Annotated in this window: 12 protein-coding genes; 9 read left to right on the plus strand and 3 right to left on the minus strand. The window is 65.9% G+C overall.

Going from position 1 to position 13872, the window contains the following annotated elements; all coding sequences use genetic code 11:
- Positions 1 to 53: 53 nt before the first annotated feature.
- Together ACO2Q5_RS11280 and ACO2Q5_RS11285 are read left to right on the plus strand one after the other, a co-directional pair.
- Positions 54 to 1244: a biopolymer transporter ExbB gene (locus tag ACO2Q5_RS11280; protein ID WP_423291002.1), complete on the plus strand. Its 1191-nt coding sequence runs from the start codon at positions 54 to 56 to the stop codon at positions 1242 to 1244.
- A gap of 3 nt (positions 1245 to 1247) precedes the next feature.
- The gene (locus ACO2Q5_RS11285) at positions 1248 to 2897 is read left to right on the plus strand and encodes a peptidoglycan -binding protein (protein ID WP_423291003.1); all 1650 of its coding nucleotides are present in this window, start codon (positions 1248 to 1250) and stop codon (positions 2895 to 2897) included.
- A gap of 10 nt (positions 2898 to 2907) precedes the next feature.
- On the opposite strand, the gene ACO2Q5_RS11290 is transcribed toward ACO2Q5_RS11285, so the two are convergent.
- The 3 genes from ACO2Q5_RS11290 to gloB form a co-directional block, all read right to left on the minus strand.
- Complete coding sequence (locus ACO2Q5_RS11290; protein ID WP_423291004.1) at positions 2908 to 3609, minus strand: phosphotransferase; 702 nt, start codon at positions 3607 to 3609, stop codon at positions 2908 to 2910.
- 74 nt (positions 3610 to 3683) lie between these two features.
- Positions 3684 to 6002 (minus strand): ATP-dependent Clp protease ATP-binding subunit ClpA, encoded by a 2319-nt coding sequence (gene clpA, locus ACO2Q5_RS11295; protein ID WP_423291006.1) that lies wholly within the window; start codon positions 6000 to 6002, stop codon positions 3684 to 3686.
- A gap of 162 nt (positions 6003 to 6164) precedes the next feature.
- On the minus strand, positions 6165 to 6932 hold the full coding sequence (gloB, locus tag ACO2Q5_RS11300) for a hydroxyacylglutathione hydrolase (RefSeq protein ID WP_423291007.1): 768 nt from the start codon (positions 6930 to 6932) through the stop codon (positions 6165 to 6167).
- Between the two features lie 63 nt (positions 6933 to 6995).
- Between gloB and ACO2Q5_RS11305 the strand changes: the two genes are divergently transcribed.
- The 7 genes from ACO2Q5_RS11305 to ACO2Q5_RS11335 all read left to right on the plus strand — a co-directional run bounded on the left by ACO2Q5_RS11305 (position 6996) and on the right by ACO2Q5_RS11335 (position 13703).
- The gene (locus ACO2Q5_RS11305; protein WP_423291009.1) at positions 6996 to 7748 is read left to right on the plus strand and encodes a class I SAM-dependent methyltransferase; all 753 of its coding nucleotides are present in this window, start codon (positions 6996 to 6998) and stop codon (positions 7746 to 7748) included.
- A gap of 624 nt (positions 7749 to 8372) precedes the next feature.
- On the plus strand, positions 8373 to 8933 hold the full coding sequence (locus ACO2Q5_RS11310) for a F0F1 ATP synthase subunit delta (RefSeq protein ID WP_423291011.1): 561 nt from the start codon (positions 8373 to 8375) through the stop codon (positions 8931 to 8933).
- Positions 8933 to 10471: a F0F1 ATP synthase subunit alpha gene (gene atpA / locus ACO2Q5_RS11315; protein WP_423291013.1), complete on the plus strand. Its 1539-nt coding sequence runs from the start codon at positions 8933 to 8935 to the stop codon at positions 10469 to 10471. Before ACO2Q5_RS11310 ends, atpA begins: the two co-directional genes overlap by 1 nt.
- Positions 10472 to 10489: 18 nt before the next feature.
- On the plus strand, positions 10490 to 11359 hold the full coding sequence (locus ACO2Q5_RS11320) for a F0F1 ATP synthase subunit gamma (protein WP_423291015.1): 870 nt from the start codon (positions 10490 to 10492) through the stop codon (positions 11357 to 11359).
- 20 nt (positions 11360 to 11379) lie between these two features.
- Positions 11380 to 12822, plus strand: coding sequence for a F0F1 ATP synthase subunit beta (gene atpD / locus ACO2Q5_RS11325; RefSeq protein WP_423291017.1), 1443 nt, complete (start codon positions 11380 to 11382; stop codon positions 12820 to 12822).
- A 10-nt stretch (positions 12823 to 12832) separates the two neighbouring features.
- Entirely contained in the window at positions 12833 to 13237 is a 405-nt protein-coding gene (locus ACO2Q5_RS11330) for a F0F1 ATP synthase subunit epsilon (RefSeq protein ID WP_423291019.1), read from the plus strand.
- 196 nt (positions 13238 to 13433) lie between these two features.
- Positions 13434 to 13703: an H-type lectin domain-containing protein gene (locus tag ACO2Q5_RS11335; protein ID WP_423291021.1), complete on the plus strand. Its 270-nt coding sequence runs from the start codon at positions 13434 to 13436 to the stop codon at positions 13701 to 13703.
- The last annotated feature ends 169 nt before the right edge of the window (positions 13704 to 13872 follow it).

Consider the following 13872-nt stretch of genomic DNA (forward strand, 5'->3'; position numbering starts at 1 on the left):
GGGCCAAGCTGGTAATCTGCGCCGAACGATCCTGATGAGGCGGGCAGATCTACATGCAGCGACCCGAGGCCACCCCGGGCACGACCTTCAGCCAGCCTATCCGCGCCATTACCACCATGCTGGTGGTCTGCGTCCTTGTCGCGGTGGGGGTCTGGCTGATCCATGGTCAGGTCGAGGGCATCCTGTTCACCAATCCGGTGCTGAACGGGCTGATCCTTTTCGTCTTCCTGCTGGGCGTCGTCACCTGCTTCTGGCAGGTCTGGACGCTGGCGAAATCGGTCAGCTGGATCGAGGGTTTCGTCCGCCGCGACCCCGGCGCCGATCAGGTGGCCCCGCCCAGCATGCTGGCCCCTTTGGCGGCGCTTTTGCGGTCACGCGGGCGGGGGCTGGCGATCTCGGCCTCGTCGGGGCGGACGATCCTTGATTCCGTGGCGCAGCGTCTGGACGAAGGACGCGATGTCACCCGCTATCTGATCAACCTTCTGGTGTTCCTTGGCCTTCTGGGCACGTTCTGGGGGCTGGCCACCACGGTTCCGGCGGTGGTCGAAACCATCCGCAGCCTCGCCCCGCAGGAGGGCGACAGCGGGCTGGATGTCTTCGGCAAGCTGATGACCGGGCTTGAATCGCAGCTGGGCGGGATGGGCACGGCCTTTTCCTCCTCGCTTCTGGGGCTGGCTGGTTCGCTGGTGCTGGGCCTGCTGGAGCTGTTCGCGGGTCATGGCCAAAGCCGGTTTTATCGCGAGCTGGAGGAATGGCTGTCCTCGATCACCCGGATCGGTCTGCACGACGGCGAAGGCGGCAGCGCCGACCAGTCGGCCATCGTGCAGGTGCTGGACCATATGGCCGGGCAGATGGAAAGCCTCCAGATGCTGTATACGCAGGCCGATGTCGCGCGCAGCGTGATGGAGGATCGGGTGAACGATCTGGCCGTGGCGGTGGACCGGCTGGCCAATCGGCTGGGCGATCAGGCACAGGGGGCGGGCAGCACGGCCGCGGCGCTGGCGTGGGTGGCCGAGGGGCAGGAAAAGCTGGTCACCGCGCTGGCAGGCGGGATTTCCGAAGGTGGCGGCGTGGATGCCGAAAGCCGCATGCGCCTGCGGTCCATCGACGTGCAGATGCTGCGCATTCTGGAGGAAATCAGCGCGGGACGGCAGGAGACCGTGGCCGATCTGCGCGCCGATCTGGCCGCGCTGACCGCCGCGATCCGGCAGTTGTCGCGCGGTGCGCCCGCGGGCCGGGGCTAGGCCATGGCGATTTCCCGTGGACGGCGTGACAACAACCTGATCTGGCCCGGGTTCGTCGATGCGGTGACCACGCTTCTGATGGTGCTGATGTTCGTGCTGACCATCTTCACCGTCATGCAATCGGTGCTGCGCGACCAGCTGACCACGCAGGGCAATGAATTGTCCGCGCTGAACACGCAGGTCGCGGCGCTGTCCGAGGCGCTTGGCCTTGAACGCCGCCGCGCGGCCGGGCTGGAGAGCGAGGTGGGCACGCTGCAGGCTTCGCTGTCGGCTGCGTTGAGTGAGGGGAAACGGCAGGAAGGCGTCATCGCCGGGCTGCGCAGTGACCTTGCGGCGCGCGAAGGCGAATTGTCCGAAGCGGCGGCGAAGATCACCGCGTTCGAAGCGCAGGTGGCCACGCTGCTGTCTGCCCGCGACAAGGCGCTGGAGGGGCTGGCGCTGGTCACCGGCGAACGCGACACCGCCACCGCCCGGGCGGAGGGGCTGGCTGCCACCGTGGCCGATCTGGAAGCGGCCAAGGCAAAGCTGATCACCGATGCCGAGGCGATGCAGCTTGCGCTCGCCAAGGCGCGGGACGAGGTGGATGCCGAGGCCGAGGCGGCCCGTCTGGCCGCTGCCCGGACCGAGGCGCTGACCGCGCTGCTGGATGAGATGCGTGCCAAGGGCGAGGCCGACAAGGCGGCGCTGGAGGCCGCGCAGACCGAGGTCACCGAGGCCGAGGCCGCCCGTCTGGCCGATGCCGCCGCGCTGGAGGCTTTGCGCAAGCGGCTGGAGGGGGCGGATACCGAACTGACCGCCATGACCCTTGCGCTGGAGGAAGAGCGCAAGCGGGCCGAAGAGACGCTGACCCTGCTGGCCGGGGCCCGTGCGGCCGCCAGCCAGACCGCGGACGAGAAAGAGGCGGCTTTGGCCGCGGCCACTGCCGCCCTGACCGCCGAACAGCAGAAATCTCTGGAGGCGGCGCGCAATGTCGAATTGCTGAACCAGCAGCTGGCCGCCCTGCGCAGCCAGCTGGGCAGCCTGCAATCGGTTCTGGACGATTCCGAGGCCGCCCGGGACGAGGCGCGGCTGCAACTGGATTCGCTGGGCAAGGACCTGAACGCCGCGCTGGCACAGGTGGCCGCCGAGCAGCGCGCCCGGGCCGAACTGGAAGCCGCCGAAGCCGCCCGTCTGGCCGAGGAAAATGCGAATCTGGAAAAATTCCGGTCGGAATTCTTCGGTCAGCTCTCGCAACTTCTGTCTGGTCGTGACGGCGTGCGCGTGGTGGGGGACCGTTTCGTCTTTTCGTCCGAGGTGCTGTTCCGTCCCGGCTCGGCCGATCTGGCGCCGGAAGGTCAGGCCCAGATCGCCAGCGTGGTGCAGATCCTGAACGAGATCCGGCAGGAAATCCCGCCCGGCATCGACTGGATCATCCGGGTCGATGGCCATACCGACAATGTGCCGATTTCCGGAACCGGCGCGTTCCGCGACAACTGGGAACTGTCGCAGGCCCGCGCCCTGTCCGTGGTGCGCTACATGCAGGACGAACTGGGCTTCCCGCCCGACCGGCTGGCCGCCACCGGTTTTGGTGAATATCGCCCCGTCGCCGAAGGAAATACCGAAGCCGCCCGCGCCCAGAACCGCCGGATCGAGCTGAAGCTCACGGAACGCTAGGTACCGCCGGTCACAGCCTCTGCGCAAGCCTGCGGCCATGCTCCGGCTCTGCCTGCCATGAGCAGGCCACTTCCCAGGCCAGACGGGCCATCCGCTCGTCGTCATCCCCGGGGCGCAGGGCGCCAAGATCGAATAGAGCCAGATCCCGGCGGCATTCGTCCCAGTCGATCAGTGCAGTCCGGCCATCGGGGCAGAGGATCAGGTTGCCGGGGTTCAGATCGCCGTGGACCGCCGCCTCTTCTCGGTCGGCGACCGCCTGCCATGCGGCGCGGCAACGGGCGGCAAAGGGGGCAGGCAGGGCTGTCAGATCGACATCCCCGCCCGCCGTGCGGTCCAGCAGGGCGCGCACCGAAAGAAATCCGGGCCGTTGGGGCAGGTCGGCGCTGGCCGCGTGGAAGGCCCGGATCTGAGGCACAAGGGCCGCCAGATCGCCCGGCAAGACCGGAGCGCCTGCAATAAAAGGCTCACAGGTCCAACCCTCTTCCGCCAGTCGGCCGTCCCGGCTCTCTCGCAGCCCCGGCACTACAAAGCCGCAGGCCCGGGCAATGTCCTGCACCGGCCGGAGCCATGCCAGCTGCTCTGCTGTGCGGCAGGTGGATTTGAACACGACATCCTGCCGCAGCCCGAGTGTTCTGAACGCAAGGTTGCGGTGCCCCCCGGCCAGCCGGACAAGGCTGGCCTGCACATCCCATCGTTCGGTTGGTGGCAGCACGGGTTCCGGCTCCGGGCATCAGGCGCGCGGCGAGGCGCAACGAAAAACCCCCGCCGGAGCGGGGGTTTGCCGTCTTATTCCGCCGTCAGCAGCGGCGGCTTCTGGTTGGCGATCCGGGGCTTTTGCGGCTCCTGCACCTCCAGCTGGATGGCGTCGTCCTTCACGACCACCCGCACCAGACCGCCCTTCTGCAGCTTGCCGAACAGCAGTTCTTCGGCCAGCGGCTTCTTGATGTTTTCCTGGATCACCCGGGCCAGCGGCCGGGCGCCCATCTTGTCATCATAGCCCTTGTCGCCCAGCCAGGTGGCGGCTTCGGGCGACAGTTCGATATGGACGCCGCGGTCGATCAGCTGTGCCTCCAGCTGGAGGACGAACTTTTCGACCACCTGGAAGATCACCTCTTTCGGCAGGGCCGAGAAGCTGACCACCGCATCCAGACGGTTGCGGAATTCCGGGGTGAAGGTGCGTTCCACCGCGGCCGTATCCTCTCCGGTCCGCTTTTCGCGGCCAAAGCCGATGGCAGCCTTCTGCATGTCCGACGCGCCGGCGTTGGAGGTCATGATCAGGATCACGTTGCGGAAATCCACCTGCCGGCCGTTGTGGTCGGTCAGCTTGCCATGGTCCATCACCTGCAGCAGGATGTTGTAGACATCCGGATGCGCCTTTTCCATCTCGTCCAGCAACAGCACGCAATGCGGGTGCTGGTCCACGCCATCGGTCAGCATGCCGCCCTGATCAAAGCCCACATAGCCGGGCGGGGCGCCGATCAGACGGGAAACCGCGTGTTTCTCCATATATTCCGACATGTCGAAACGCAGGAGCTCCACGCCGAGCGTATTGGCCAGCTGCTTCGCCACCTCGGTCTTACCTACCCCGGTCGGGCCGGTGAACAGGTAGTTGCCGATGGGCTTTTCCGGTTCGCGCAGGCCGGCACGGGCCAGTTTGATGCTGGCCGACAGCGCCTCGATTGCGCGGTCCTGACCGAAGACCAGCCGCTTCAGCGTCTTTTCCAGATCGCGCAGCACCTCGGCATCGTCTTTCGACACGCTCTTTGGCGGGATGCGGGCGATCTTGGCCACCACGGCCTCGATCTCCTTCGTCCCGATCTGCTTGCGGCGCTTCGATTCCGGCACCAGATGCTGCGCCGCGCCCGCCTCGTCGATCACGTCGATGGCAGAGTCGGGCAGCTTGCGGTCGTTGATGTAGCGCGCGGCCAGTTCGACGGCGGTCTTGATCGCCTCATTGGTATAGCGCAGATCGTGGTGATCTTCGAAATGCGGCTTCAGACCCATCAGGATCTTGATCGCATCCGGCACCGAAGGTTCGTTCACGTCGATCTTCTGGAACCGGCGGCTGAGTGCGCGGTCCTTTTCGAAGTGCTGGCGGAACTCCTTGTAGGTGGTCGATCCCATACAGCGCAGCTTGCCGCCTTGAAGCGCGGGCTTCAGCAGGTTCGAGGCATCCATCGCCCCGCCCGAGGTCGCCCCGGCGCCGATGACGGTGTGGATCTCGTCGATGAACAGGATCGCATCGGGGTGATCCTCCATCTCCTTGACCACGGCCTTCAGCCGCTCTTCGAAATCGCCGCGGTAGCGGGTGCCCGCCAGCAGGGCGCCCATGTCCAGGCTGTAGATCGTCGCGCCCGACAGCACCTCCGGCACTTCGGATTTCACGATTTTCCAGGCCAGGCCTTCGGCGATGGCGGTCTTGCCCACGCCGGGATCGCCCACCAGAAGCGGGTTGTTCTTGCGGCGGCGGCACAGGACCTGGATCGCCCGCTCCACCTCGGCCTCGCGCCCGATCAGTGGATCGACCTCGCCCTTCTTGGCCTTGATGTTCAGGTCCACGCAATATTTCGACAGCGCGGATTCCTTGGCCTCTCCCGCCTCGGCCTTGGGGGTTTCCTGTTGTTCCTCAGACCCCTGCACCGGGCGGCTTTCGCCATAGGCCGGGTTCTTGGCCACGCCATGGGCGATGAAATTCACCGCATCATAGCGCGTCATATCCTGCTCCTGCAGGAAATAGGCGGCATTCGATTCGCGTTCGGCGAAGATGGCGACGAGCACATTGGCCCCCGTCACCTCGGTCCGGCCGGAGGATTGCACATGGATCGCCGCGCGCTGGATCACGCGCTGGAACGCGGCGGTGGGGACCGCCTCGCTCCCCTCGACATTGGTGACCAGCGTGGACAGGTCATCGTCGATGAAATCGGTCAGGGTCCGGCGCAGCTCTTCCAGATCGACCGAGCAGGCGCGCATGACCCGTGCGGCATCGGGTTCGTCGATCAGGGCCAGCAGGAGATGTTCCAGCGTGGCAAGTTCGTGCCGGCGGGCATTGGCCAAAGCCAGCGCACCGTGGATCGCCTGATCGAGCGTGGACGAGAATGACGGCACTTTTGCCTGCTCCTGTTCCTCGGGGCCGGTGCGGGCGGGGACGCCCGGTTCCGACCGTGGCCTCATAAAGTTAAAGTTCGGTTTTATTCACCGCACTTCAAGGGCTATCTTCCAGACCGCCGAAATTGTGACCATGCGTTGCCTCAAATCTCATCGCACGGCCTAGAACTTGTCCTTGCGGGCCCGGATTTCCGCGAAAGCCGCAACATCCGGGGCGCCGGGCAGACCCACGGCCTCTTTCAGCTGCGGCAGGTGGGCGCGCAGGAAAGGGTTGGTGGCCTTCTCTTCGGCAAGGGTCCAGGGCATCGGAAGGCGGCCTTCGCGGCGCATCGCTTCCACCTCTGCGATACGCGATGTAATGGCGGAATTCTGCGGTTCAAGATGCAGGGCAAAGCGCAGGTTGCCGTCCAGATAGTCATGGCCGGAGCAGACCAGCGTTTCATCGGGCAGGGTGGCCAAGCGCGACAGGCTGTCCCACATCTGCGCGGGCGTGCCCTCGAACAGGCGGCCGCAGCCCGCGGCCATCAGGCTGTCCGCCGTGAAGACCAGCGCCGAGGACGGGAAATGAAAGGCGATATGGCCGACCGTATGGCCGTCCACCGCCAGCACGGTGCCGGTCTCGTCCCCGATGGCCACATTGTCGCCGGGCGCCAGCGCGACATCCAGCGCAGGCAGCCGGTGCGCATCGGCGGCGGCGCCCAGCACCCGCGCGCCGGTGGCGGCGCGGATTTCGGCCACGGCCTGAATATGGTCGTCATGGTGATGGGTGATCAGGATCTGGTGCAGCGGCCAGTCCCGCTCTGCCAGCGCTGCCAGCACCGGCGCCGCTTCGGGGGCGTCGACCAGCGCGACCTGCCCGGAGGCGGGATCATGCAGCAGATAGGCGAAGTTGTCGCGCAGGCAGGGGACGGTCACAAGGTCAAGAGGCATGGCTTTTCCCGGGTCGGCGGATAGAATGAACCCCGACCTTGGCCCGAAGGAGCCCCGCCCGCAATGCACCTTGATGTGCAGGACCTGCGCGATTTCTACTACCGCACCGCGCTTGGCCGGGTGGCGCAGCGGGCCATCCGCGATCAGCTGGTCCGGCTCTGCCCGCCTGCGCCCGGCCATACCGTGGCGGGCTTCGGGTTCGCTGTGCCGCTGCTGCGCCCCTATCTGGCCGAGGTGCGGCGGGTGATCGGGCTGATGCCCGGCCCGCAGGGGGTGATGCCCTGGCCCGCGGGGATGGAGAATGTCAGCGTGCTGTGTGAGGACACGGCCTGGCCGCTCTCCACCGGCTTTGTCGACCGGCTGGTGCTGATGCACGGGCTGGAGACCAGCGAACAGCCGAGCGCCGTGCTGGACGAGGCGCATCGCGTGCTGGGTCCGGGGGGGCGGGCGGTTTTCGTGGTACCGAACCGCGCGGGCCTCTGGGCGCGGCGGGATGTGACGCCCTTTGGCTATGGAAGGCCCTATTCCGGCGCGCAGCTGGAGGCGCAGCTGCGTCGCCATGGCTTCACCCCTGAACGCAGCCTGACCGTGCTGCACGCCCCGCCCAGCCACACACCGTTCTGGCTGCGCACGGCGGGGTTCTGGGAACAGCTGGGGCGACGCCTGCCGTGGCTGTCGGGCGGTGTGCTGATGGTCGAGGCGACAAAGCAGGTCTACGCGCCCACGCGGGGCGGGCTGAAGGCTGTGGTGAAACGGCCGCTGCGGGTGCTCGAAGGCGCGCGGGCGCCGGAGCCCGCGCTCAATCGCCTGCGCTGAACCGCCGCCTCTGCGGCGCGCGGCATTCGCCCCCCGGGTCTTCTCGCCCTCCGCCGCACCTGACGCTTCGAAATCCGCATGGGCGATATGCCCGCCGGGCGCGCGCGCTATGTCTCCGGCCGTCTTTGCCCTTGGCGGCATCCGCCGCCAGATCCCACGCGAAGCGGTGGTGGCGAAATCATGGATGCTGTCCTGAATGGTGATCCGCCCGATGGGGACATTTCCCTGCGCGACAAAGGCCCCTGTCCCATCCGCCGCAGCCCGGTCGAACCGGGGCATGGCAGGGCCGGAAGGGCAGGGAGGCGGGCGCTCCGTCGCGTCGTATCCTGCATCCTCTGCGGCCGGAAAAAGCGGTGTCGCGGGGGGCCGATTCTGCGGTCAGGCCGGTATTCCCGTCCCCCGCCTCCGCTTCATTATGACGCGGGCCGCGGGGCGCAGCGCTAACAGCCGGCAAAAGCGGAACCCGCCGCTCATGAAAGCGTGAGCATACTGGTTGCCGGGGGGGCGCACCTCTGCTAAGGACGCCGCGAATATTCGGAATAAGAGGGCGCTTCCGGCCCACGGCCTTGCAGGGCAAGGTCCGCGGTCAGGAGAGGTAAGGCCCAAATCAGGGGAAGGAAGACCGTGGCCGAACCAGCTTCGATCTCTCAGGGCATCGCCGCGCGATACGCGACCGCACTTTTCGATCTGGCACAGGAGGCGGGCACGCTGCCCGCGCTTGAAGCCGATGCAACCGCCCTGACCGAGGCGCTGGCCGCCTCGCCCGAACTGGGCCTCGTCATCTCTTCGCCGCTGATCAGCCGCGCCGAACAGGGTGCCGCGATCACCGCCGTGGCCACCCAGATGGGTCTGGGCGCGCTGACCATCAACACGCTGTCGCTGATGGCCGAAAAGCGCCGCCTGTTCGTGCTGCCGCAACTCTTGCGCGAACTGGCCGCCCTGATCGCCGCGGCAAAGGGCGAAGTCACCGCCGAGGTGACCGCCGCCACCGCGCTGTCGGCCGCCCAGTCGAAGAAGCTGGCCGAGACGCTGAAGGCCAAGGTCGGCAAGACCGTCAAGCTGAACACCACCGTCGATGAAAGCCTCATCGGCGGACTTATCGTCAAGCTGGGCTCGACCATGATCGACACGTCGGTCAAGTCGAAGCTCGCTTCCCTGCAGAATGCCATGAAAGAGGTTGGGTGATGGGAATTCAGGCCGCTGAGATTTCTGCGATCCTTAAGGAGCAGATCAAGAATTTCGGCAAGGACGCCGAAGTGGCCGAAATCGGCCGCGTCCTGTCGGTCGGCGACGGCATCGCCCGCGTCTACGGTCTGGACAACATCCAGGCCGGTGAAATGGTGGAATTCCCCGGCGGCATCCGCGGGATGGCGCTGAACCTTGAAGTCGACAACGTCGGCGTCGTGATCTTCGGCTCCGACAAGGACATCAAGGAAGGCGATACCGTCAAGCGCACCAAGGCCATCGTGGACGTGCCGGTGGGCGAAGGCCTTCTGGGCCGCGTCGTGGACGGTCTGGGCAACCCGATCGACGGCAAAGGCCCGATCGTCGCGGCCGAGCGCCGCGTGGCCGACGTGAAGGCTCCGGGCATCATCCCGCGCAAATCGGTGCACGAGCCGATGGCGACCGGCCTGAAGGCCATCGACGCCATGATCCCCGTTGGCCGCGGCCAGCGCGAACTGATCATCGGCGACCGTCAGACCGGCAAGACAGCCGTCGCTCTGGACGCCATTCTGAACCAGAAGTCCTACAACGAGGCTGCCGGTTCGGACGAGTCGAAGAAGCTTTACTGCATCTACGTCGCCGTCGGCCAGAAGCGCTCGACCGTCGCCCAGCTGGTGAAGAAGCTGGAAGAGACCGGCGCGCTGGCCTACACGATCGTCGTGGCCGCTACCGCCTCGGACCCGGCGCCGCTGCAGTTCCTGGCGCCCTTCTCGGGCACCGCGATTGCGGAATTCTTCCGCGACAATGGCCGCCACGCCCTGATCATCTATGATGATCTTTCGAAGCAGGCCGTGTCCTACCGTCAGATGTCGCTCCTGCTGCGCCGCCCGCCGGGCCGCGAAGCCTATCCGGGCGACGTGTTCTACCTGCACTCCCGCCTGCTGGAGCGTTCGGCCAAGCTGAACGAGGATTACGGCGCCGGCTCGCTGACCGCGCTGCCGATCATCGAAACGCAAGGCGGCGACATCTCGGCCTTCATCCCGACCAACGTGATCTCGATCACCGACGGCCAGATCTTCCTTGAAACCGAACTGTTCTATCAGGGCATCCGCCCGGCCGTGAACACCGGTCTGTCGGTGTCCCGCGTGGGCTCCTCGGCTCAGACCAACTCGATGAAGACCGTCGCCGGCCCGGTGAAGCTGTCGCTGGCGCAATACCGCGAAATGGCGGCCTTCGCGCAGTTCGGTTCGGACCTCGACGCCTCGACCCAGGCGCTGCTGAACCGCGGCGCCCGCCTGACCGAGCTGATGAAGCAGCCGCAATACTCGCCCCTGACCAACGCGGAAATCGTCTGCGTGATCTATGCGGGCACCGCGGGCTTCCTCGACAAGATCGCCGTCAAGGATGTGGGCCGGTTCGAAGCGGGCCTGCTGAGCTTCCTGCGCACCAAGCGCAAGGACATTCTGGACTGGCTGACCACCGCCGACCCGAAGATCAAGGGCGCCGATGAAGCGAAGCTGAAGGAAGCCATCGCCGAATTCGCCAAAGACTTCGCTTGATCCTGAAAGGACAGGGACATGCCCAGCCTTAAGGACCTAAAAAACCGCATCGGAAGCGTGAAGAACACGCGGAAGATCACCAAGGCGATGCAGATGGTCGCCGCCGCAAAACTGCGCCGGGCGCAGGATGCGGCGGAGGCTGCCCGCCCCTTCGCCGACCGGCTGAATGCCGTCATGTCGTCGCTGGCATCCGGCGTCGGCACGGGCGAGGGCGCGCCGCGCCTTCTGGCCGGGAACGGCAAGGATCAGGTGCATCTCCTGGTCGTCATGACCTCGGAACGCGGCCTCTGCGGCGGCTTCAACACCTCGATCGTGAAGCTGGCCCGCGCCCGCGCCGCCGAACTGGTGGCCGCCGGCAAGACGGTGAAGATCCTCACCGTGGGCAAGAAGGGGCGTGAACAGCTGCGCCGTGACTGGGGCCACACCTTCGTGGGCCATGTCGATCTGGCCGAAGTGAAGAAGATCGGCTACACCAATGCGCAGGATGTCGCGCGTCAGGTGACCGCCGCCTTCGACAATGGCGAAGTGGACGTGGTGACGATCTTCTACAACCGCTTCCAGTCGGTGATCAGCCAGATCCCGACCGCGCGGCAGATCATTCCTGCCCAGTTCGAAGCGGTCGGCGAAGCCTCGGCCCAGTATGACTACGAACCCTCGGAAGAGGCGATCCTCGCCGATCTTCTGCCGCGGTCCGTGGCCACGCAGATCTTTACCGCTCTCCTTGAAAACGGCGCCTCGGAACAGGGCGCGCGGATGTCCGCCATGGACAACGCGACGCGCAACGCGGGCGACATGATCAACAAGCTGACGATCCAGTACAACCGGAGCCGTCAGGCCGCGATCACCAAGGAACTCATCGAAATCATCTCGGGCGCCGAGGCGCTCTGACGAACCCGGAGTATTAGACTATGGCAAAAGCCCCGAAAGCCGCTGCTGCCGCCGGCAAGGTCACCCAGGTTATCGGCGCCGTCGTGGACGTGCAGTTCGAAGGTGCCCTTCCTGCGATCCTGAACGCGCTGGAAACCGACAACAACGGCAAGCGTCTGGTCCTTGAAGTGGCGCAGCACCTGGGCGAGAACACCGTCCGCTGCATCGCCATGGATGCGACCGAAGGTCTGGTTCGCGGCGCCGCGGTCAAGGACCTTGGCGCGCCGATCTCGGTTCCGGTGGGTGACGCGACCCTCGGCCGCATCCTGAACGTCATCGGCGAGCCGGTGGACGAAAAGGGCCCGGTCGTCGCTTCGGAAACCCGTGCGATCCACCAGCCCGCCCCGGAATTCGTCCAGCAATCGACCGAAAGCCAGATCCTCGTGACCGGCATCAAGGTCATCGACCTGCTGGCGCCCTATGCCAAGGGCGGCAAGATCGGCCTGTTCGGCGGCGCCGGCGTGGGCAAGACCGTTCTGATCATGGAGCTCATCAACAACATCGCCAAGGTGCACTCGGGCTATTCCGTGTTCGCCGGCGTGGGTGAGCGGACCCGTGAAGGCAACGATCTCTATCACGAAATGATCGAATCCGGGGTTATCAAGGAAGAGAACCTGTCGGAATCGAAGGTGGCGCTGGTCTATGGCCAGATGAACGAACCGCCGGGCGCCCGTGCCCGCGTCGCCCTGACCGGCCTGACCCTGGCCGAGCAGTTCCGCGACCAGTCCGGCACCGACGTTCTGTTCTTCGTGGACAACATCTTCCGCTTCACGCAGGCCGGTTCCGAAGTGTCGGCTCTGCTGGGCCGTATCCCCTCCGCCGTGGGTTATCAGCCGACGCTGGCCACCGACATGGGTGCCCTGCAAGAGCGCATCACCTCGACCAAGAACGGCTCGATCACCTCGGTGCAGGCGATCTATGTTCCGGCCGACGACCTGACCGACCCGGCGCCTGCGACCTCGTTCGCGCACCTTGACGCCACCACGGTTCTGTCGCGCGCCATCTCGGAACTGGGCATCTACCCGGCCGTGGACCCGCTCGACTCGACCTCGCGTCTGATGGACCCGGCCATTCTGGGCGCCGAGCACTATCAGGTGGCCCGTGACGTGCAGGGCATCCTGCAACGCTACAAGTCGCTGCAGGACATCATCGCCATCCTCGGCATGGACGAACTGTCGGAAGACGACAAGCTGACCGTGTCGCGCGCCCGCAAGATCCAGCGCTTCCTGTCGCAGCCTTTCGACGTGGCGAAGGTCTTCACCGGCTCGGACGGTGTGCAGGTTCCGCTGGAAAAGACCATCGCCTCGTTCCGGGCGGTTGTGGCCGGTGAATACGACCACCTGCCCGAAGCGGCCTTCTACATGGTCGGCGACATCGAAGAAGTGAAAGCCAAGGCTGCCAAGCTCGCCGCGGCTGCGGCATAAGGGGGCAACCATGGCAGGGGAACTGCAATTCGACCTCGTCAGCCCCGAGCGGCGTCTTGCCTCGGTCCCCGCGACCGAAGTGCAGATCCCGGCCGTGGCGGGCGACATGACGGCGATGGCGGGGCATGTTCCCACCATCACCACCCTGCGCGCGGGCCTTCTGCGCGCGGCCACCACGGCGGGCGTCAAATCCTATGTGGTGACGGGCGGTTTCGCGGAAGTCACGGCCACGGGCGTCACCGTCCTGGCCGAGCGCGCGATCCCGGTCGAGGAAGCCACCGGCACCATTCTGGATGACATCCTGGCCGAGGCGAAATCGCTGGCCGCTGCCGCCCTGCCGGGCGACAAAGACTTGGCCGAGAAGAATGTGGCCGATGTCATCGCCCTGCGCGATGCGGTGCTGACCGGCCGCTGATCCCGGATTGGGACTGATACGCAAAGGCCCCGCCCAAGCGGCGGGGCCTTCTGCATTTTGGTGGTTTTCACCGCGCGGCGGGCGACCTAATCTGCCCGGAAGACAAGGGCAGAATTCAATGCGGCGTTTCAGATCCACGGTCGGGGTTGTTCAGGGATCCCGGGTCCTGTTTTCCGATTTCGCCAATGGCGGCCAAATGTGGACTGGCAACGGCAACCGCGAAAGCCGGTTCATCGTGACCTTCAAAGAGCCCTTCGCCGAACCGCCCGCGGTGATCGTCGGCATGTCGATGTGGGACATGGACAGTGCCACCAACTCGCGCGCGGATATCACGGCCGAGCATGTGACGAAGAAGGGTTTCCACATCGTCTTCAAGACATGGGGCGACACCCGCGTCGCCCGCGTCCGCGCCGACTGGACCGCCATCGGTCCGGTGAAGGATGAAGACGACTGGGATGTGGAATAGCAGCGATCGGGAACAGCGCGGTGCTTAAGCCCCTGTGCTTTTCGGAAAGTGCTTCTGCCATGTAGTCGCTTTTCCTGATCGCCGGGCAACTATGCGCATGGATCAGAATGACGACGGCCCGGTCTCTGACGGCCCCCCGGATGCGCGCTCACCCGTCCTTTGGCGCGCT

Source organism: Neotabrizicola sp. VNH66 (assembly GCF_049445895.1).
Classification (GTDB): Bacteria; Pseudomonadota; Alphaproteobacteria; order Rhodobacterales; family Rhodobacteraceae; genus Pseudogemmobacter.

Coding starts and splice junctions, on each gene's coding strand:
- ACO2Q5_RS11285 (WP_423291003.1), top strand. CDS start 1,248: ATGGCGATTTCCCGTGGACGGCGTGACAACAACCTGATCTGGCCCGGG.
- ACO2Q5_RS11280 (WP_423291002.1), top strand. CDS start 54: ATGCAGCGACCCGAGGCCACCCCGGGCACGACCTTCAGCCAGCCTATC.
- ACO2Q5_RS11335 (WP_423291021.1), top strand. CDS start 13,434: ATGTGGACTGGCAACGGCAACCGCGAAAGCCGGTTCATCGTGACCTTC.
- ACO2Q5_RS11320 (WP_423291015.1), top strand. CDS start 10,490: ATGCCCAGCCTTAAGGACCTAAAAAACCGCATCGGAAGCGTGAAGAAC.
- ACO2Q5_RS11305 (WP_423291009.1), top strand. CDS start 6,996: ATGCACCTTGATGTGCAGGACCTGCGCGATTTCTACTACCGCACCGCG.
- atpD (WP_423291017.1), top strand. CDS start 11,380: ATGGCAAAAGCCCCGAAAGCCGCTGCTGCCGCCGGCAAGGTCACCCAG.
- atpA (WP_423291013.1), top strand. CDS start 8,933: ATGGGAATTCAGGCCGCTGAGATTTCTGCGATCCTTAAGGAGCAGATC.
- gloB (WP_423291007.1), bottom strand. CDS start 6,932: ATGCCTCTTGACCTTGTGACCGTCCCCTGCCTGCGCGACAACTTCGCC.
- ACO2Q5_RS11330 (WP_423291019.1), top strand. CDS start 12,833: ATGGCAGGGGAACTGCAATTCGACCTCGTCAGCCCCGAGCGGCGTCTT.